This window comes from Bacillus sp. 179-C3.3 HS, assembly GCF_047229225.1.
GTDB lineage: Bacteria > Bacillota > Bacilli > Bacillales > Bacillaceae > Bacillus.
Map to the genome: position 1 here is coordinate 19,681 of NZ_JBFEFT010000028.1, position 20,582 is coordinate 40,262.

Consider the following 20,582-nt stretch of genomic DNA (forward strand, 5'->3'; position numbering starts at 1 on the left):
AAGGACATTTGTTAACCTTACACAGACATTCAATGTACACACATTATAAAGGTGTATCCTCATTTTGACAAGAGAATTAAACATAAGAATATCATCATGAAACCGCTTAACATCTATTTATATCAAGATTCTATATTTTCAAAATATTTTTATCGAGAAAGCTCCCGAATGTCGGAAGCTTTTCTTTAGACGTGAACTGGCGTTTTAGCTTGTTGACCATTTAACACAAGGGCGATATTTTCAGCGCAAAGATGCATCATCGTTTTTCTCGTTTCGACACTTGCGCTTCCGATATGAGGAAGAACAGTCACATTGCTTAATGTCGTTAACGGGTGAGACGGACTGACAGGTTCGTGACGAAAGACATCTAAACCTGCTCCCGCAATTTTCCCTGTTGTGACAGCGGTATATAAGGCATCCTCATCTACGGTTTGTCCTCTTGAGACGTTGATAAAATAAGCTGTATGTTTCATCTGATCAAATGCTTTGTCATTAAACATCTCCTTCGTCTCTTCAGTTAATGGGGTGAGACAGACAACGAAATCAGATGCTGTTAGCAATTCATCAAAGGACGCATAGGTCACACCTAACGCTGCTTCGACCTCCGGTTTTCTTGAACGGTTATGGTAAAGCACGTTCATATCAAAGCCCGTTGCACGCTTGGCAAGGGCTGTTCCAATACTCCCCATTCCAACAATACCAAGCGTTTTGTGATGAACATCAGCTCCAGCAAGAAGGAGCGGTCCCCAGCCTGTCCATTTTCCTTCCTTAATCCAGTCACTCGCTTCAACAATCCTTCTAGCCGATGCCATCAAAAGGGCAAAAGCCAAATCAGCCGTTGAATCTGTCAAAACGTCTGGTGTGTTACATACTTGCACACCGTGTTTATTAGCTGCTTGGAGATCAATATTGTCATAGCCAACTGCAAGGTTCGCCACCACTTTTAAGTTCGGTGCATTTGATAAAAGCGCCTCATCCACTTGATCTGACAACATGGTCAAAAGCCCATCAGCTTTTGCCGCTTGTTTTTCCAACTCTTCTCTTGAACATGGCATCTCTTCGTGCGGCCACATCTCAATATGAGCGACTTCTTTTAATGGTGTAAGTGATGTTTCATCTAGCTTTCGTGTGATGTATACATATGGTTTCGTCAAGAAGAACACTCCTTATATCAATTTATTTAAGCATAACGAAAAACGCCTCAATAGAAAAGAGACGTTTCATCTGATTCACAGAATCTTCAAATCACCCGTTTGTTGAATCCACCCAATGGCAGGAATTAGAGTTCCACCGCTCCGCGTAGCACTCATTTCTTGAAATACCTTCAGGAAAAATTCATAGCGGTTGGCATCATTTAAGACGTAATCTAATCGCTCTTCATAATACGTTTTGTCATTTTCACCTGACATATAGTAACCTTCCACAATTTCGAAATAGTGCAGTGGAAACAAAAGACGGCTATATAAAAGACGCTTTGAAAAGGATGAGAGTGGTGTGACTTGTTCGTATTGTTGTAAAAAAGAAAACCCTTCTTCCATTAAATCTTCTTTATGCTGTACAAAGGTTTCTCTTAAGTATTCCGCCATATCTCTTGTCGGATGGTCGAAGACCCAGTCGATGGGTAAACGAAGGGGCTGCATATGTGGCCATGTCTTTCTTGAAAAGCGTTGATGGCAAACCGTACCTGAGTCACATTCCATCGGTTCATCGTCAAGTTCTGTGTCCACTAAATATTGAATAGCGTTTTCCGTTAGCCCTAGATAATAAGGAAAAGATTCAATAAACTTCTGTTCAAATGGTTCAAGTGGCTTGTGATGCATTTGTTGCATCCAAAAACCTTCAAGCTGATCTAATCGTTTTGCCCATAGTTCCTTCCACACGCCTACCCTCTTTGTTTCAGATACCTCATAAGGAAACCCTCTTCCCCTTTTATGAAAAGCTGCTAGCTCTGACGCATGTTGAAATGATCGGCTTGTGATAGGGGGTGCTGCCTTTAAAAGAGCATATCGCTCCTTTCCATGGGTAAAGATTGGCTTTTCTTCATTCGTTAATTCAAACACTGCGACGTATGGGTCACCGTCATTCAGTAAATACTGACTGATATGATAAAGTTCCGTGATTTCTTCTTCTCGCAAGTGAGACACAGGAACAATAAGGAACAGACCGTTGGCCGTTTGGAAGCTTTGATAGTTGCCATATGACATAAACTGACGAACATCAATACCAAATGTGTGATAAATGGTTTCTTTCATTCTTTTTCACCTGCGTTCATCTAATGCATCTCTTATCATATCGTAGTCGCAGGTTGAACGAATTATGAATACTATTTACTATCCGGTGCTTTTTACACGTTGTGGACAAATTACGAGAATTGGGTGAGGAAAATGCCACATCATCATGAGATGAACGAAGTAGAACAAACAGCAAGACGCCGTTTACAAGAGCGAGGCGTAACCATTCAAGATATAGCAGACCTTGTCTACTTTTTACAGGAGAGGTATCATCCTGGGTTAGACATGACAAAATGCATCCACAATGTGGAGCGTGTTATCGCAAAACGTGAAGTGCAAAATGCAATTTTGACTGGTATTGAATTAGATGTCTTAACCGAACAAAAGAAGCTGACTGAGCCGCTCCAAACCATCCTTGCAACAGACGAAAGCCTTTATGGAGTAGATGAAATCTTATCTTTTGCCATTGTGAATATTTATGGATCGATTGGCTTTACGAATTACGGATATATCGATAAAGAAAAACCAGGAATCCTCGGAAAACTAAACGATAAATCCACAGGCGCATGTCATACCTTTTTAGATGACATTGTCGGTGCAATCGCTGCGGCAGCTTCAAGTAGGCTGGCACACAGTGCGAGAAATGTGGAATAAAACAAAAAGAAGACGTGTGCGTGATGCACGTCTTCTTTTTTTATGATAATCGCTTGGTCCAATCTGATAGCGAGTCAATCACATACGTTGGCTGTCGATCATATTTCTGAAGCAACTCTTTTGTGGTTACACCTGTATGAACAAGCAATGTATCCATTCCTGCATTCATGCCTGCCATGATATCTGTATCGTAGTTGTCACCCACCATGAGCGTTTCAGATACATCTGTCCCAAGCACACGCATCGCTTGTTCCATGATGATAGACTCTGGCTTTCCAATAAAAGTCGGCTGTACTGTCGTCGTCACGGTCAACACTGACGTTAACGAGCCGTTCCCTGGTAACAGCCCTCTTTCTGTCGGAATGGCAATATCGCCATTCGTTGATACAAATTGTGCACCTGAACGTATGGCAATTGCGCCTATCGCCAACTTTTCATATGAAATGTCTCGATCGATTCCAACAACAACGAAATCGGCATCTTCTTGCCCAAACGCGAGTCCTTTTTCTTCAATGGCTTTCTTAATTCCTTCTTCCCCAATGACATAGACAGAGGCATCTTTCTTTTGTTCTGCAATATAGTTCGCCGTTGCCATACTCGTTGTAAAAACTTGTTCCTCTGTCGCTGGAATATCAAAAGAAACAAGCTTCTCCGCTACCTGCTTTGGGGTGCGTGATGAGTTGTTTGTAACAAATAAATATGGAATCTGACGTTCATTTAACGTTTGAACAAACGCTACAGCTTCTTCGATCTTTTCTGTTCCTTTGTACATTGTACCGTCTAAATCAATTAAATAGCCTTTGTATTTCATGATGTCTCACAACTCCATTGTTTATTTAAATGCTGATACGGGCCCTAGCTCCTGCTCCAAATACGTCCGAATTCGCATTGGAAACACTTGAAGCGCTTTTTCTACCTCGCTAATCACCTGCAATAGGTCGCGGTGAGCCACTTCCTGATATTGCTGAACAAGTGTTTTGCGGCATGAGACAAGCTTTTTGAGCTGGCTGCCTTCCTCGGTTGGTACGACCTTTTCGTCAACAAGAATATCCATAATGTCATCATAGCTTCCCGGATCTCGCATAATAAAGCCGTCAATCATGTCATTCCCTGTATCGAGAATACATTCGACAAGCAAGTGAACGATTCGTTCCAATGCTTTTTTTTCGATTGGACTTGTCCAGTTTTGATGTCGACGCATCAATTCAAATTGCTCCTCGAAAAAACGTAATGTTTCTTCTATTTTATTTCTGTCTACGAAATACATCATGACGCTCCCCTTTGCGTTATTTTCTGATTCGTTTTAAGACAAAATAGGCACAGCCAAAATTGCAGTACTCATAAATATATTCGTCGAGTGTGCTAATTTTTGTATCAAATGTGGCCTTTTGGTTTTGGTCATCAAAGAACCCCTTTAACCTTAGCTGATTATAACCCCAATCGCCCACAATATAATCGTACTTATTTAAAATATCGGAGTACCTTGCTTTAAACGCTTCCTCATTAAAACCGTCTTTGATATCTCTTACAAGATCAAAGGTTGCATTCTGAATGACGATCATCTTCTCACCTCTTTTTAAACGATCCACCTTTAATGATAATTCATTGGAAGAACTCCATCAATTGCTAAAGCATGTTTTTTCAATTTTAGCCGAAGCTAAAGAAAAAAGGAGGTCCTATTTAATATGAAACGACTGACGGCCAGCATTCTCCTCTGCATCCTTTTAGGCGGATGCGGATTTCAATCAGGGATGAACCGACAAGTGGATGAAGACTCTTCAAGTAAAACCATCCGGTTGTCTGATCGTCATGAAGGAAATCAATCCAATATGCCAGAAGCAGATACAAATAGAGCAGGATATGTTCGATACCAACGGCAGCAAATAACAGATCAGAAAGAAAAAACACCTACTTTAAATCGTGAGCACCTTGCCCATGTCATTACAAGTTTAGCTGTGCAGCTGCCAAATATAAAAGATGCAGCGACACTGATCACAGATGAGGATGCACTGATTGTGTATCGAACAGGTAACAAAAACCGAGATGAATCAGCCGATCAAGTGAAGAAAACAGCGGTTTCTGTTCTCCCTCGTTATTATCATGTATACGTCTCTGATAACCCAGAACACTTTCAATCCATTGCCAATTTTTCACGTCTTCAAACCAATTCACGTGATTTTGATCAAATTTTAAGCAAAACGATTCAACAAATGAAATATTCACCTCAAGGCGGGGATATTTCTCAACAAGAAAATGAAAACGGAATGACGAATGCTGATCGATCCATGCGATGAATCGCCTCAATATGAATGAGAAAAAACGCCAGAGCACTCTGGCGTTTTCATTGTTATGCTTGCGCCTGATTTTTGCTTCACGAAACAACTTATTAATAATACCCTTTACCTACAACAGATTTGCCATCTTCATCTAAGTAAACAACTAACTCACCATGCTCTTTTGTATTTGTATCGTTAAAAATGACAGAATAAACACTTTCGCCTCGATAAGATGACTCTAACTTCTCTTTCATTTCATTCGTCACTTTCACCTTTTCAACTTTCGAATCTTTTGGAGACACCTCAATTAACTTTTGTTCATCCGTTGTCAAAGATTGATAAGCAATCATTTCTTTAGTACTCTTGTCTTCCCCTTTAAAAGAAGAACAGCCAGAAATACTGAATACAATGGTAATTAAAAATAATACCAATCGTTTTTTCAACATAAAAACTCCTATCGGCTTCATATTTCGCCTTATCCATCTCAAAAATATCCAGAGTCACCTTGACGAATTTTAATCGGTTCAGAATATGAACACGAGAAAAAACGCCAGAGCACTCTGGCGTTTTCATTGTTATGCTTGCGCTTGACGTTTCTTTGACGCTTCATTTACTTGCTCGTCTGCATGGTAGGAAGAACGGACAAGCGGTCCAGCTTCACAGTGGCTAAAGCCTTTTGACATTGCAATTTCCTTTAGCTCTGCGAACTCATCTGGATGGTAGTATTTTTGAACTTTCAAATGCTTCTTCGAAGGCTGTAAATACTGACCAATCGCCATGATATCAACGTTATTGGCGAGTAGATCATCCATGACCTCAATGATTTCTTCTTTCGTTTCACCGAGTCCAATCATAATGCTTGATTTCGTTGGGATATCGGGTTGCATTTCTTTGGCACGTCGTAAGAATTCTAATGAACGATCATATGTCGCACGTGCACGAACTCTTGGTGTTAATCTACGCACTGTTTCAATATTGTGATTTAAAATGTCAGGGCGTGTATCCATTAATGTTTTCAAATTATCGTAATTGCCACCCATGTCTGAAGGGAGAACTTCAATTGTCGTGAATGGACTTTTTCTGCGAATAGCGCGAACGGTTTCAGCAAAAACCCCTGCTCCACCATCCTTTTGATCATCCCTTGCAACCGCTGTGATAACGGCGTGTTTAAGGTTCATCAAAGCAACTGAATCTGCAACTCGTTCTGGTTCTTGCAAATCAAGCTCAGTCGGAAGTCCAGTTTTCACTGCACAGAAACGACATGCGCGCGTACAAACAGATCCAAGAATCATAAATGTAGCAGTTCTTCTGACTGCCCAGCATTCGTGAATATTCGGACACTTCGCTTCCTCACAAACGGTATGCAGGTTGTTTTCCCGCATCATTTTTTTTAGGCCGGTATAGTTTTCATTCGTATTCAGCTTAATTTTAAGCCAGTCCGGTTTTCTAACGTGCTCTTCCTTCTTTGCCAATTCCATCATCTCCATATGAATTCATTAAAGGTGCATATACAAAAAAACTTCCTGCGATATACGATGGATGCAACAGTCGTTGCAAAAAATTGAATTTTCGGCCTAAAGCCTTTTCTTTAGACACTTTAACATAGTACAGATTCAACAACAAGGGAGTGAGTAGGAAAAATACCCAAAATACCATCTAAACGCATAGAGAAAATTACTAACATTTTCATCTTATGAAATGAAGTGTACAACCCACACTAATTGGTAGAGGTTGATGTAGGAAGAAAGGAGATGGATGTTTGTGAAAGTGGTATTAGCCATCATGATTGCACTCTCTATGGTACATATACCTGTTCATGCAAAAACAAACAATCAAACAGATGTATTGAAACAGCGTATGGCATTATATGAAAAAGTCGCGATCACCACACAAATCCCGTGGTACGTCCTTGCAGCTGTTGATCAATATGAACAAAATATACGAAAAAGCAGAAAGGATTTACCAAAACAAAAAGGGGTTATAGGCATCTACATTCCCCGGGAAATGTGGATCGGTCCTGAGAACCCGAATCAGCAGGATACATCTCCCCTAAGCATCAAAGTATTTGACGGTATTGGACTGGATGGAGATGGGGATGGCAAGGCGGAAAGTGATAACGATGAAGATGTTCTTTTCACATTTGCACAATATTTACTTCTCTACGGTAGCGGGATGGATCAATTAAAAATTGCGCTATGGGACTATTATGGACGAGATCAAACCGTTGGGATTATTTCATCCTTTATGAAGTTATTTAAACACTACGGCCATCTTGATCTCGGTCAGCATGCATTCCCTCTACCAGTAGGGACAGATTACAGCTACAGGAATACATGGGGAGATGCAAGAGGATTTGGCGGAAGAAGAATCCATGAAGGGACTGACTTATTTGCCCATTATGGCCTCCCTGTCCGTGCAACATCATATGGCGTCATTGAAATGAAGGGCTGGAACCGCTTCGGCGGCTGGCGGATAGGTATCAGGGATATCCATAATCACTATCATTATTTCGCCCATTTAAACGGCTTTGCCAAAGGGCTAAAAACCGGCCAAATCGTTGAACCTGGACAAGTCATTGGATCTGTCGGAAGCTCTGGTTATGGTCCCCCTGGGACAGCAGGCAAGTTTCCACCACACCTTCACTATGGGATGTATAAAGACAACGGACGAACGGAATGGTCGTTTGATCCATACCCTCACTTAAGGGCATGGGAAAGAGCAGAACGAAAACGTCATTAACATAAAAAGGAGAAGTTTAGCGAATTCGCAACCTTCTCCTTTTTATTTCTACTTCACATTTTTCTCTTTCATTCCTAAAACAAGAAATAGGATACCCATGATTAAAAAAATGAGGTACACAACTGTTATTTCTAGTGGAATCATATCAAACATCCCTCTGTATACATCGACACTCAAACTGTCATTCCTGACCAATAATATCGATGTTGAAATATATTTAGCACTAAACAAAATGGCAAAAACTAAAAAACAACATCCACTTACATACAGTTTCTTCACATTCATCCCCCCTCACACATGCATTCATTACAGACGATCGTCATCATCAAGGGCATTTAAGGCTAACCACGCGATTGGTCTAGTCCAACATCAGCATATAAAATAGATACCAACGCCAACGAAAATCAAACACTGTAATGGTTAAATTTTATCATGACATAGTGACCACTATGGAATCAAGTGGGTTATTAGGTAATAATTAATGATAGAATAGCGATTGCATCAGGTGATATTCCACTCATAAAAACAGCTTTATTTTTCCAAAGCACATCAAAAAACAGCCCAATTCACTCATTAGGCTGTTAGTCTTTTTCATCTTTCTTCTCAGGCAGTACAATCGATGGCGCACTAGAATTCGTTCCACTGCCATTATAATAATCAGGGACATCTCCTTGAACGGCTTGTATGGAGACAGGTACAGTATTTTTCACCACAATCGTGTCCGATGCAAATGGGATGATCACCCTTACCTTCACCTCAATGAGTACACTAATGTCGATCAAGGCATTGTTAATGCCATAAGGCTTGATGTTTTTTTCAACGTCTGTATGCGGATCACCAATGACACTAAACCGCACCGGTACTTTTGGTCCTAGGTTCGCAATGAGGGCATTTCCGGAAACTTGACCGAGCGGAATATTGTATATGATGCCGTCATGGCCATCTGTTTGATCCTTTAGGGTTTCTTTCGCATTCTTTTGAAAGTTCCCCTTCTCGATGTCCTCTAAATTTTTTTGTAGATGGCGTGACAAGTCAGCCATCGCTTTCGACGTTGCTTGGGCATTCAAATCAATTGTCGTGACTTTCCCATTTTCGCTTGTATTCATCACAATCATATCCTTCATATTCTCCTGATCTTCTGCAAAATCCTGAACGGAATATTGAATCAAATGATTCGCAATTCGTTCTGTTTCAAGTTCGGCAATATGGATGAGTGTCGGTTTAATGGAACGGTTTATGAAAAAGAGACTGATCACTGTTGAGAGGACAAAAAATAACACAGCAAGCAGCATGACATAACGAAATGGCAAAGGGCCCTTTTTGTAGGGGCGATAGCGGCGGTTTATTCTCAATAAAAAATCCCCCCTTCTCCATTACAAGTGTATGCAGACAGGCGGGGGGATAGCATGTTATTTCACCATTTTTAACAAGGCATCTCGGCCAATCGTTCCAGCTTTGATTCCTAGTGCTTCGGCAGCGTATGTGACAGATTCTAAAGGCGCGTCCAGCAGCTGGTCAATGGTTCTGACACCGACTGCTCGCCCAGCGATGATTCCTCTATCTGCAAGCTTTTCATTTAAGAGCCCGACATCAAGTGCACCGCACATAATATATCCATGCTCATTTGTCACGGCCATGAAATTCGTCTTCGGCAACTTGACGGTGACGGCGGTAAAGGAATGGCCATCAATTGTCATCGGTGTTAAATTCACCAAATCCCTTCACTCCCTTCACCACAATCTATGTGAAGGGAATGCGAGTGTTGTTAGGCTAAAGCGGAATTCACCTTACGCTTCTGTCAAACGCCAGCTCAGCAAATCACGTAAAAATTCAGGCATAAAATATTCAATTTGTTCTTGGTCACGTATATGAGGAAACAGGGAACCTAATGTATACATATCAACGGTTCCAACAGAATAGGACGCATTCTCTTGAATGAAATCGCCATTCACAAAGACATCCTTCACCTGTTTTATTTCTCCTTCCTCTACTGTATAAGTTAATCCGCTATATAACATTTTTCCCATCAATTCACCTCTAAAGCCGAAGCCCTTGATACGGAGCTGTTCCATTTTCTCCTCGGCTGCACGCTGCACAGTTTCTTTTAACTGTTTGCCGGTAAGCGTCACGCGAATTGGGTTAATCGGGTGTGGACATATGCGATGGATCTCTTCTTTTGTCACCACCCCAGCCTCTAAGGAATCCAGGATCATGCCTGCATTCATCATACTGATATCTGTCCCGCACCAATCTTTTATGGCATCTGTTAATATCTGAGGAAGTGGTGATGAATCAAACCATTTCGTCTCAAGCTTTGTCTCAATCCATGCGACTTGCTCCTGCATCAGTACCCTTGCATTTCTTTCCGCTTCCTTTAAAGTGGTGATGGCTTTTTCAGATTCACTGATCAGCTGATCCACTGATTGGACAGTGGCTTTTTTTTCAACCAATTGGTTGTGCTGTGTATCTATGGTTAGTTCCACGCAGCCAATATAGTGACCATACTTTTCAGCACATGCAAGCAGCACGCCGTTATGCATTTCGCCATGTTCTAAAAGGTGATGTGTGTGGGAGCCTAAGATGATATCGATGTCCGGGTAATCTCTCGCTATTTCTCGGTCATGGTTAATTCCTAAGTGAGAAAGAAGCACAATGACATCAGCCTGTCCTCTTACTTCATGTAGCATATCTCGAATGCTGTCAAACGGATCTGTTATCTCCCAGCCAAGCTTTTCATAAACAGGTGTATAAGCGATTGTCACTCCTAAGATACAGATTATGAGCCCGTTTTCCAACGTCAACAGCTGGTATGGCTTTGCCCAAGATGGCCTCTTTCCATGTTGATATAGATTAGACAAAATCACTGGAAATTGCGCCTCTTTGTACAAGTGATCTAGTTTGTCATGAGGCAACGTAATCCCCTCATTATTTCCAATGGTCACCCCGTCATAGCCGAGCTGATTGAGGAGTTGAACATTTACGTTCCCATAATCCGCTTCTGACATTACATTCACGCGATCCATATGATCGCCAATATCAAATAAGAGCATCTGATCATGCACTTGGCGTTTTTCCTCAATATATGCAGCAATTTTGGGCCAGTTTTCAAAATGGCTATGCAAGTCGTTTGTGTGATATATCCAGATCTTCTGCAGCATCACGATCTCTCCCTCAAGTTGTCACTGAACCGGTGGTGAAAAGCCGTAGCTCCTCTAATGAAATAAATCTAACTGCTTCGGAGATAAGTTCGAATAGGTGATGTCCAGCAAATCAATCATCTGTTGCCCATTTGTCGCTGCATCTCCGCCAGAGTTATTATTAAACACGACATATACATCTTTTGACTGCTGATGCAAAATATCGAGGTTCTTTTTCCACTCTTTTAATTCCGCCTCATTATATAAATAGAGATAACGGACTTCACGCCAGTTTTCATGATTGGCAGGGTGAAGCCATCCCTGTTTATTTCTTCCGTGAAAACGCACTAACGTTTTTTCACGGTGTGTGGCTTGTATGACTGGCGGAATGGATCCTTCTCCGACTTGTGGTTCATCACAGACGGAATGAATCCACCCCTCTTTCTCCATAAAGGACAAGGTCTGCATATAAAAATCGTCTGAAAACCATGTCCGGTTTCGGAATTCGAGTGCACACGGTATGTCGCCCATCTTTTCCTTACACCATCTTAAATATTGAACATGTTCCTTTTTGCAATCAAACCATGGAGGAAATTGAAACAGGACCATGCCCAGTTTCCCTTCACGAATAAGTGGCGTCAGAGAAACAATAAAGGCGTCAAACATGTCTTCCTTCGAAGCAAACGGAATCTCACCTCTTTGGTGTCCGGTCATTCCTTGGTATGCTTTCACGATAAATTGAAAGGCATCCGGTGTATCCTTTATCCATTTCTCATGATTGCGCTCAGGCTGTATCGCGTAAAAACTTGCATCTAATTCCACAATGGGGAACGTCGAAGCATAATGAAATAGCTTTTGTGCGCCACTTATTTTTGGTGGGTATAGTCGATCATGATCTCCCCAGCCTGTTAATCCGATATAAATCATATAGGTCACCTCTTGCCAACAATAGGTATGTATACGTTCGTTTCTATTCTTGGAATACCATGAATCTAAAGAAATTCTCCTGTCTACAAGATAACACATTTCCCCTTTATTCTGCATGAAGATGACTAGTAGGAAGGTCATTCTTAGATTCAAAAAATATCTCAACAATTAGAAGAGATGACATTTTAAAATGAAAAAACCGATCAATCCCTCATACAGGCTGATCGGTTTTCGTCACGAAGACTGAAAAATTATTGATACCAAGCTTTTGATAAGTTGTTCCTAAAGTTACTATCCTTGAACGGTACGTTTGCGCTGCCAAAGTCTGTTGTATTCAAAGCGTGTCTTGCGGCAGGCGTCAGATCATCCCAACCAATTAAAGGCTGCATGCCTTTTCCACTCGCATTGCCACTCACGTTTAACTCATGATTTAATGGCCAAGTGCTATTGTACCCTACCAATGGATTGGTTCCTAATAGACTTGCTGCACTTGGAGCTACTTTCTTATACTTCCCATGACCGGAATATGCAATGGATTGGACACGCGGGTTGTCAACAGCTGGGTTATCGATCCACACAACAATTGATTCCCAATCATGACGGTGACCCATGCCCGGTGATGGACTATCTTTAGGGAAATACCAAGCATACATAATCGCCCATTTGCCATTATACCAATCAGAACGTGTATACACTTGACCAATATTGCTGCTGCAGCCACCATTATGTGAGCCGGTTGTCTTCAATCCCCGGCTTGTGTTTCCATCAGCATCAACAGCTGGAAATGGCACACATCCATGCCATACTTTTAAAAAAGGCTGAAATTTTTTGGCCGCTTTCTGTGTAACTGTTGTTGGCGTCACTTCTCTAAAGCCAACTACCTTGTCATGATCAATCTCAGCGGCATGAACTGTCGGTGGCACCGCTGAACTAAAAACGGTTACAACAAAAAGTATAACTGCAAAAATAAATTTTTTCATTCTCTTCATCTCCCTTTATCATCGTTTTCAAGTTTTTCTAAATACCCTTCATTCCTAAAATAAAAATGACTGTAGGTCCACTATAATCTTTACGATATGGCCCCACTATGCTGTACTTTTTTCATCCAAATCATCGACGCAATAAAACTGATGCCAATCACAATGGTTCCAAACATAAAAGGTAGCTCTATATTCACATCAAACAAAACTCCCGCAAGACTCGGCCCGACGATATTGGCAAGACTCATAAAAGAAGTGTTCAAGCCGCCTGCTACCCCTTGGCGGTTCCCTGCCATTTTGGATAGCAATGTATTGAGAGCTGGACGTACGAAAGAAGTCGCCGCTAAAAAGAGGATTGAACATATAAAAATAGACCAAAAGGAAGGAGCATAGCGACAGGCAATGAGCATAAATGCCGCACTTAACAAAGCAAAGCGAACAACACGCATTTCACCAAATCGTTTCACACAAACCCCGACTAAAGCGCCTTGAACTAACACCCCTGCGAGACCAGCCACAGTAATCACAAATGCAATATCCTTCGGTGTAAATTCATGTTTTTGATCGACGTATAAGCCGAAAATGGACTCAAAATGAATGATCCCAAAATTCAGGACAAAGACCAATATAAACAAGAAGCCATACGATTTTTTTAAAGCCTGAATCATTTGAGTAAAAGGATTGAAATGAAAGGCTTGATTCAACCGAGCTTCGGCCTGCTTTTCCTTTGTTAACGTTTCAGGTAAAAAAATAATCGATAGTAGGGTGGATAACGCTGCAAAGGAACCTGCTATTAGAAATGGAAAGGCTATCCCGAACTCCACCAAATAACCGCCTACGCCTGGTCCAATGACAAACCCTAACGTCATCGCTGCACTAAAAAGCCCCATCCCTTTAGCGCGTTCTTTTTCACTCGTTATATCAGCAATGTATGCAAACATGGCAGGCATTAATAACGCCCCCGCAGCTCCACCTAAAAACCGAGACACAAAAAGCATCCAAAGCTGATCAGCAAAAGCGAAAATAAACTGTGCAATCGTAAAACCAGCAATCCCTGCAATAATCAATTTTCTCCGGCCAAAACGATCGGTGAGTACACCGGCGATTGGAGACAAAATAAACTGCGTAAAGCCTGTCGCAGCAACGAGAAATCCAAGTGTTTTTCCTGTTGCACCAAAGGCTTCGATATAACTTGGCATGACAGGGACAATCAGACCAAAACCGAGCATCGCAATGAAAATATTCAGCATGAGGATATACAATCTGCCCATCTTCTTCATCTGAAAAACCTCTTTCTGCAAAAAAATGAAAATCATAACAAATATAAGATCTTATTCAGTATATCGATTTCGTTCTCTATAAGTCTAGTTTTTCCAAAAAAGTCGCCTATCCAAAAAAAATACCCGCCTATAGCGAGTATTCAGTCATCCTTTATTCAGCTTGATCATAGATCGCAAGTGCCGCTTGAAGCGCTGCTCCACAAGTCACCTTGGCACCATGTTTGATCAGAATGGCTTCTAGGCCTGCTAAAACAAATAGAACGTTTTCCTTCCGGCAGCTGTACCCCATTGTGCCAATTCGCCATATCTGCCCCGCAAGCGGCCCAAATGAACTGGCTATTTCAATTCCAAAGTGTTGAAGCAATTCAGCACGTACAGCTTCACCGTCAATGCCGTTTGGAATGTGAATGCATGTTACCACTGGCATCTTGCAGGTTGGGTCGCCGAACAATTCAAGGCCCATGGCTTGAAGACCGCTCATTAGCGCCTTCTCGTGAAACTGATGTCGCTGAAATCGTTCAGACAACCCTTCTTCCAGTACAAGACGAACCCCTTCTCGCAGTGCATATAGCATGGTTGTTGCTTCTGTATGATGATTTAATCGTCTTGGACTCCAATAATCTTGCAATTGGCTGAGGTCAAAGTAATTGCTTTTAATAGGGGAAATATGAACTTGCTCTTCCAATTCGTCTTGTGTCGCAATGCCCTTTTCCACTTTTTTTCTCGATTCAATGACCGCAGCAACGCGTTCATTGTACGTGATTGGTGACATCCCTGATGGAACAGACAAGCATTTCTGGGTTCCACCGATGGCCGCATCGATGTACCATTCGTCCACCTTCACCTCTACTCCGCCAATGGTCGCTACCGCGTCTACAATCAATAGCGCATCAAGTCTGCGGCATGCCTGTCCAATGTTTTGTAGCGGCTGTATTCTTCCTGTAGACGTTTCTCCATGAACCATCGCTACAATGTGTGGTTTGATTCTCTGTATTTCATCGATAATGGTCTCCTCTTCGAATACCTTTCCCCATTCGCATTCCATTGTACGTACGTCAGCACCGTATCTTTGTCCTATCTCAATTAACAAGTGACCAAAGCGGCCAAATACAGGGACCAGCATGACATCCCCTGGCTCGATGACACTGGCAAGCACAGCTTCAAGTCCCGAACGAGACGTACCATCAATCGGGTAAGCCCATTCATTTTTGGTTTGAAAGAGCGATCGCAACATCGTCATCGTTTCATTCATGATTTGAGTAAATGCAGGGTCAAATTGACCAAGAATCGGTGTACTCATCACCCGCAATACTCTCGGGTCTACTTCTACAGGTCCTGGTGTCATAATGGTTCTAGACGGTGTTTGTAATTCTTTCATGAGCTGATCCATCCTTTCCCTTGCTGTCCATCCTTATATGCCAACTTATACAGGAATACATTAAAAATAGCAATCTCTTTTTATGAACACTTGACAGAATATTTACAATAAACTCATTTATTTCTCCAACACAATATGGTAGAAATAAAGAGATAACATTCCCAATAAGGAGGAAACAGAATGACGAATAGACGACGATTTGGAACGGTGGTTGCCGGTATCATGATTCTCGGCTCATTGATCTCCCCATTCCCCCAGACTGACCAAGCAAATGCACAAAGCTTTACTCTAAAGGAACCAAGGGAAACGATCACCTTTACCCCATTTCAGCTCCAGCATGAAGCATCTACCCAACAAGTAGCCTCTACTAGAAATATCGATTCCTATTATCAATCTGCTAAAGGCAAATCAGGATCTGCGCTCAAGAAAGCCCTACACGATATTATTGATGATCATACACAACTATCTTACAGCGAGGTATGGAATGCGCTAAAAGCAACAGATGAGGATCCAAATAATCGGAACAATGTTCTTTTACTTTATAGTGGCATCTCTCGTTCCAAGCAATCGAATGGCGGAAATGTCGGCCAGTGGAATAGAGAACACGTTTGGGCGAAATCACACGGCAACTTCGGGACAAGTCAAGGGCCAGGAACAGACCTTCATCACCTTCGTGCGACAGATGTTCAAACGAATAGCACACGAGGTAATTTGGACTTTGACCTTGGAGGAAATGAATACAAAGGGGCGCCGGGGAATTTTTATGATGGAGATTCATTCGAACCACACAACCGAGTAAAAGGAGATGTGGCGAGAATGCTCTTTTATATGGCTGTTCGCTACGAAGGAGATGACCGCTTTCCAGATTTAGAATTGAACAACAAAGTGAATAACGGTAGCGCTCCTCTTCACGGCAAAATGTCAGTGCTTCTCAAATGGCATCAGCAAGATCCTGTTGACCAAATGGAGCGCAATCGAAACAATATCATTGATCAAAGCTATCAGCACAACCGAAATCCATTCATAGATCATCCAGAATGGGTGAGTGCGATTTGGAACTAACGCAAAAAGGCACTGCTACTGACAGGCAGTGCCTTTCTTTTTTTCTAACGGACAGACGAGACAATAATCAAGACTTTCAGACTTCTTCTCAAGCTTGTAATACATACAGCAAGTCTTTCGATTGGATGTTTCAAGCAAACCATCATGTAAATTTAAACTTTGCTGAAACGGATGTTGTTTCGTCCCAAATACATCACCATCTGCCTGCTTTAGAAAAAGATAGTCCTCCTTTATCCGCTCCTTCACCGCAAGGTCTTCCGCTTCTTGCATCATATGGCGATAAAGCGAGTTCACCCGTACGGCTACATTTTCCCATAGGATGGAGAAAGGGAGTCTTGATACGCGATGTAAGACGTCTAAAAGAGGTGTGACGCACTGTGTAAAGAGCGAATGCACGACCTTCTTTCTCCACGCTTCACGGTTTCCATCTACTTGTACGAATGTACAGAATGATTCATCGAGCTCTATTTTCCGATCCTCTCGAAATACACAAGCCGCAGGTGAAAATTGATACATGCCATCATACAAGGTCATCAAGGATAAAGAGGAACTGACAACTAAGTACGCATAACGCTTTGAAAACATGGAAGCTGCTACAGCAAGATTCGGCGCATGCATCTTCATCTTTTCATCTTCCAAAAGGCGCGTGAGAGATTCTTCTGAATACAGTGTAGCAAGCGTGCGTCCTGTTACCTTTGGTTTATTTGTGATCGACACCCCAAAATCAAGTAATTCTCTCTCCACCCACACCGGCTTCATATCAATACCCCCATTTTTCTTATCGATTCCGTTGTTGATATAACAAATAAATAAAGAATGGTGCACCAATTGCTGCGGTAAATACACCTGCTGGCACATCTAACGGTAGAAAAGCAGTTCTTGCAACGAGGTCTGCCAACATGACGAGAATACTTCCGACGAGCGCTGATGCTGGAACGAGGGCAACAAACGAACGACCGACCATCATCCTCGCCACATGCGGTGCCATCAGTCCAACAAATTCAATACCACCCGCAAATGCGACCGCAACACCAGCTAATATGACACTCATAAGTAGAAAGAATAATCGCTTTGCCTGCACACTGACCCCAAGCCCTGTCGCAAGGTCATCCCCAAGCTCTTTTACATTCATCGTTCTTGCTAAGATGAGCACGATTGGAAAAATGATGAGCACCCAAGGGAGCATGGCGACAACATCTTTCATCGTCGAACCATATAAACTTCCTGTCAACCAAATATAAGACTTCGTGGTGGTCATCGTATCACTTAAAACAAGAGTAAATGTCACACATGCTTTCATAATGGCGGAAATCCCTATCCCCATCAAAACAAGCGTAATCGGCTTCACACCTTTTTTCCAAGACAGCACATAAATGAGACAGGACACAGCAATCGCACCTGCGATCGCCCATAATGACTGATACGCAATCGGCACAGTCCCCATCCAAAAGACGATAAACATAATGGCCCCAAACGAAGCACCACTTGTTATGCCAATAATGTCAGGCGATGCGAGTGGATTTCGAATTAACCCTTGTAAAATGAGCCCTGATACCGCAAGTGCAGCCCCCACTAGGACAGCAAGCAAGGTTCTAGGAATTCTTAACGTATTTAACACAAAGCGATTCCCTTCTCCTTGACCGGTTAAGTGAAGGAGTACATCCACCGGATGAATAAACCGGCTCCCCATACTTAGACTCAAGATAAATAAACCAAAGGCAACCACCGTCAATACGAGTAATATGAAAAAGGTTCGCCGTGAAAATTGAAAGGAAATGCGTCCACCCATAGAGCGGACTGTATATGTTTTAGCCACTCGTCTTCAACCCCCTGCGAACGAGATAAACAAATAAAGGAGCGCCTGCTACTGCGGTCATCACGCCTATCGGCACTTCTTGAGGCATAATGAGAAATCGAGCTGCAAGATCTGCGACTAGTAAAAGCGAGGCCCCAACTACAGCACAATACGGCAACACCCAGCGGTGGTCCGGTCCGACAAGCTTTTTCACCATATGCGGCACAAGAAAACCAACAAAGCCAATCGAGCCAGCCACAGCGACAGAACCGCCTGCTAATAGGACAACGAGCACCCCCATCGTGATTTTCAACGTGAGTGTTCGCTGACCGAGCCCCTTTGCTATATCATCTCCTGATAAAAGAACATTGATTGAACGCCCAAGTAGCAACGCCACAACCGTAGCTCCTAACATATAAGGAAGAACAGGGAGAAGCATATCGATACTTCGACCCGACACAGATCCAGCCATCCAAAATAAAATACTTTGAATCGACTGTTCATTCACAATTAACAGCCCTTGAGTGAAGGACGCAAACAAAGCCGAAATCGCGGCACCAGCAAGCACAATTTTGACAGGTGTGAGTCCATCCCTTCCAATAGAGCCTAATAGGAACACAAGCACCCCCGCAATGGCAGCACCTAAAAAGGCTGTCCACATATAGCTCGTTAATGACTCTGATGAAAAGAAAATGATCGAAATGACAATCAAAAATAAACCGCCTGCATTTATGCCTAATAGATCAGGCGCAGCAAGTGGATTTCTCGTTAATGCCTGCATCAATGCACCTGAAATCGCTAAACTCGATCCCACCACGGTGGCAATTAACGCTCTCGATAATCTGGATGTCATGACAATGACACTGTTAGGATCTGATTCATCAAAATGAAGAAATGCATGGATGGTCGCTTTGAGGGAAATAGAGGTTTGCCCAAGGGAAATACTGAGCATAAAAAAGACCAACATCAACAAGATGAATCCAACAAATAGCAGCGCCTTGCTCGAATCTTTTTTCAATAAACTTCTCATACGATTCCCGCTTTCAATCTGTGATGGAAAAAAGGAGAAAATGGTTTTATCACATTTTCTCCTCTGCTATGTTTTATTTTTCAATATTTAGACGATCATAAATGTCATCAAGCATCATGTTCGCCGCAATGATACCTCCAGCCATGTTCCAAGTAATTTCATCTACTTGATGCACTTGTTTCGCTTTGACGGCGTCAAGCTGCTTCCATAAAGGATGATTTGTCCATTCTTGATACGCTTTTTTAACCGCCTGATCTTGATCATCCATAAAGTAATAGATCACATCAGCATTCATCTGCGGAATGCTCTCTTTATCTGTGAGTGTGACAATGTCTAGCTTTTTATCTTTGATATTCTTCGGACCTTCAAAGCCTAACTCTGTTAAAATCGATCCTGCGAATCCAGTCTGATAGATTCTTGCATGATCTGCACGGAAGTTGACCACTGCCACATTCATTGGCCAGCCTTTGATGTTCTTCTCTGCCTTTTCTTTGAAGTCAGCGACACGATCATCCCACTTCGTTAACAGCTCTTTCGATTTGTCCTCTTGATTTAACGCTTCACCCATTAATGTTACTGTCTCTTTAAAAGTGAACACTGTTTCTGTGGCAACAGTTGGCGCGATTTCTTTCAACTGATCAAAAATTTGCTCATGGCGCACTTTTGATGCAATGATCACATCTGGATTGAGCTTTTCAATCTCCTCTAAGTTTGGCTGCGTTTCCTGCCCAACAATTGTAACATCCTTTAGATCATCTCTTAAATATTGATATGTAGGTGCTTCAAGCCACGACTCTACAACACCAACTGGTTTGATGCCCATAGCAACTGCTGCATCTGTTGCTCCTTGGTATAACGTCACCACACGTTTAGGCGAACCTTTTATTTCAGTTGAGCCGATAGCGCTTTCAACAGTTCTTGCTTTCTCTTGACTATCAGACTTGCCTTCACTGCTATTGTTGCCGCAAGCTGCAAGTAAAACGATGGAGAGCACAACTAACAACGACCAAAAAGATTTTTTGAACATGTATCTCACCTATCCATTCTCTATATCATCACAGTATTTGATAACGATTCTCATTATCACAATTTG

The 20,582-nt window shown here is 42.1% G+C and carries 22 protein-coding genes; 4 read left to right on the top strand and 18 right to left on the bottom strand.

Features of this window, described 5'->3' with window-relative positions:
* Nucleotides 1-185: 185 nt before the first annotated feature.
* Complete coding sequence (locus tag AB1K80_RS15220) at nt 186-1,154, bottom strand: 2-hydroxyacid dehydrogenase (protein ID WP_412857634.1); 969 nt, start codon at nt 1,152-1,154, stop codon at nt 186-188.
* Nucleotides 1,155-1,229: 75 nt separating this feature from the next.
* Nucleotides 1,230-2,252, bottom strand: coding sequence for a spore coat putative kinase YutH (gene yutH / locus AB1K80_RS15225; protein ID WP_412857636.1), 1,023 nt, complete (start codon nt 2,250-2,252; stop codon nt 1,230-1,232).
* 132 nt (nt 2,253-2,384) lie between these two features.
* Between yutH and AB1K80_RS15230 the strand changes: the two genes are divergently transcribed.
* On the top strand, nt 2,385-2,885 hold the full coding sequence (locus AB1K80_RS15230; protein WP_412857638.1) for a phosphatidylglycerophosphatase A: 501 nt from the start codon (nt 2,385-2,387) through the stop codon (nt 2,883-2,885).
* A 40-nt stretch (nt 2,886-2,925) separates the two neighbouring features.
* On the opposite strand, the gene AB1K80_RS15235 is transcribed toward AB1K80_RS15230, so the two are convergent.
* Genes AB1K80_RS15235 through AB1K80_RS15245 form a run of 3 tightly spaced genes read right to left on the bottom strand, consistent with a single transcriptional unit; the run spans nt 2,926 to nt 4,447 of the window.
* On the bottom strand, nt 2,926-3,699 hold the full coding sequence (locus AB1K80_RS15235) for a TIGR01457 family HAD-type hydrolase (RefSeq protein WP_412857677.1): 774 nt from the start codon (nt 3,697-3,699) through the stop codon (nt 2,926-2,928).
* Nucleotides 3,700-3,717: 18 nt separating this feature from the next.
* On the bottom strand, nt 3,718-4,152 hold the full coding sequence (locus AB1K80_RS15240) for a DUF86 domain-containing protein (RefSeq protein ID WP_412857679.1): 435 nt from the start codon (nt 4,150-4,152) through the stop codon (nt 3,718-3,720).
* 19 nt (nt 4,153-4,171) lie between these two features.
* A complete protein-coding gene (locus AB1K80_RS15245) occupies nt 4,172-4,447 on the bottom strand; it encodes a YutD family protein (protein ID WP_039181199.1) in 276 nt (91 codons plus the stop codon).
* 123 nt (nt 4,448-4,570) lie between these two features.
* Here AB1K80_RS15245 and AB1K80_RS15250 point away from each other — a divergent pair, with 123 nt between their 5' ends.
* Nucleotides 4,571-5,179: a YhcN/YlaJ family sporulation lipoprotein gene (locus tag AB1K80_RS15250; RefSeq protein WP_412857640.1), complete on the top strand. Its 609-nt coding sequence runs from the start codon at nt 4,571-4,573 to the stop codon at nt 5,177-5,179.
* Nucleotides 5,180-5,271: 92 nt separating this feature from the next.
* On the opposite strand, the gene AB1K80_RS15255 is transcribed toward AB1K80_RS15250, so the two are convergent.
* Nucleotides 5,272-5,604 (bottom strand): hypothetical protein, encoded by a 333-nt coding sequence (locus tag AB1K80_RS15255; RefSeq protein ID WP_412857642.1) that lies wholly within the window; start codon nt 5,602-5,604, stop codon nt 5,272-5,274.
* A 132-nt stretch (nt 5,605-5,736) separates the two neighbouring features.
* Nucleotides 5,737-6,633, bottom strand: coding sequence for a lipoyl synthase (lipA, locus tag AB1K80_RS15260; protein ID WP_008360456.1), 897 nt, complete (start codon nt 6,631-6,633; stop codon nt 5,737-5,739).
* Between the two features lie 310 nt (nt 6,634-6,943).
* Here lipA and AB1K80_RS15265 point away from each other — a divergent pair, with 310 nt between their 5' ends.
* Entirely contained in the window at nt 6,944-7,900 is a 957-nt protein-coding gene (locus tag AB1K80_RS15265; RefSeq protein ID WP_412857680.1) for a M23 family metallopeptidase, read from the top strand.
* A gap of 581 nt (nt 7,901-8,481) precedes the next feature.
* On the opposite strand, the gene yunB is transcribed toward AB1K80_RS15265, so the two are convergent.
* The 7 genes from yunB to AB1K80_RS15300 form a co-directional block, all read right to left on the bottom strand.
* The gene (gene yunB / locus AB1K80_RS15270; protein WP_412857644.1) at nt 8,482-9,252 is read right to left on the bottom strand and encodes a sporulation protein YunB; all 771 of its coding nucleotides are present in this window, start codon (nt 9,250-9,252) and stop codon (nt 8,482-8,484) included.
* 57 nt (nt 9,253-9,309) lie between these two features.
* The gene (locus AB1K80_RS15275; protein WP_412857645.1) at nt 9,310-9,615 is read right to left on the bottom strand and encodes a YunC family protein; all 306 of its coding nucleotides are present in this window, start codon (nt 9,613-9,615) and stop codon (nt 9,310-9,312) included.
* A 72-nt stretch (nt 9,616-9,687) separates the two neighbouring features.
* Complete coding sequence (locus AB1K80_RS15280; protein ID WP_412857647.1) at nt 9,688-11,058, bottom strand: bifunctional metallophosphatase/5'-nucleotidase; 1,371 nt, start codon at nt 11,056-11,058, stop codon at nt 9,688-9,690.
* 54 nt (nt 11,059-11,112) lie between these two features.
* Nucleotides 11,113-11,964: a DUF72 domain-containing protein gene (locus tag AB1K80_RS15285; protein ID WP_412857648.1), complete on the bottom strand. Its 852-nt coding sequence runs from the start codon at nt 11,962-11,964 to the stop codon at nt 11,113-11,115.
* A gap of 251 nt (nt 11,965-12,215) precedes the next feature.
* Entirely contained in the window at nt 12,216-12,944 is a 729-nt protein-coding gene (locus tag AB1K80_RS15290) for an NPP1 family protein (protein ID WP_412857681.1), read from the bottom strand.
* Between the two features lie 89 nt (nt 12,945-13,033).
* Nucleotides 13,034-14,224: an MFS transporter gene (locus AB1K80_RS15295; RefSeq protein WP_412857649.1), complete on the bottom strand. Its 1,191-nt coding sequence runs from the start codon at nt 14,222-14,224 to the stop codon at nt 13,034-13,036.
* A 151-nt stretch (nt 14,225-14,375) separates the two neighbouring features.
* Nucleotides 14,376-15,602, bottom strand: coding sequence for a pyridoxal-phosphate-dependent aminotransferase family protein (locus tag AB1K80_RS15300; protein WP_412857651.1), 1,227 nt, complete (start codon nt 15,600-15,602; stop codon nt 14,376-14,378).
* A 180-nt stretch (nt 15,603-15,782) separates the two neighbouring features.
* Here AB1K80_RS15300 and AB1K80_RS15305 point away from each other — a divergent pair, with 180 nt between their 5' ends.
* Nucleotides 15,783-16,664 (top strand): endonuclease I family protein, encoded by an 882-nt coding sequence (locus tag AB1K80_RS15305; protein WP_412857653.1) that lies wholly within the window; start codon nt 15,783-15,785, stop codon nt 16,662-16,664.
* Nucleotides 16,665-16,679: 15 nt separating this feature from the next.
* Here AB1K80_RS15305 and AB1K80_RS15310 read toward each other — a convergent pair whose 3' ends face one another.
* The 4 genes from AB1K80_RS15310 to AB1K80_RS15325 all read right to left on the bottom strand — a co-directional run bounded on the left by AB1K80_RS15310 (nt 16,680) and on the right by AB1K80_RS15325 (nt 20,516).
* Entirely contained in the window at nt 16,680-17,423 is a 744-nt protein-coding gene (locus AB1K80_RS15310; RefSeq protein WP_412857655.1) for an IucA/IucC family C-terminal-domain containing protein, read from the bottom strand.
* 19 nt (nt 17,424-17,442) lie between these two features.
* Nucleotides 17,443-18,480 (bottom strand): FecCD family ABC transporter permease, encoded by a 1,038-nt coding sequence (locus AB1K80_RS15315; RefSeq protein ID WP_412857657.1) that lies wholly within the window; start codon nt 18,478-18,480, stop codon nt 17,443-17,445.
* The gene (locus AB1K80_RS15320; protein WP_412857659.1) at nt 18,473-19,489 is read right to left on the bottom strand and encodes a FecCD family ABC transporter permease; all 1,017 of its coding nucleotides are present in this window, start codon (nt 19,487-19,489) and stop codon (nt 18,473-18,475) included. The genes AB1K80_RS15315 and AB1K80_RS15320 overlap by 8 nt, the downstream gene beginning before the upstream one ends.
* 73 nt (nt 19,490-19,562) lie before the next feature.
* Nucleotides 19,563-20,516 (bottom strand): ABC transporter substrate-binding protein, encoded by a 954-nt coding sequence (locus AB1K80_RS15325; RefSeq protein ID WP_412857661.1) that lies wholly within the window; start codon nt 20,514-20,516, stop codon nt 19,563-19,565.
* Nucleotides 20,517-20,582 lie beyond the last annotated feature (66 nt).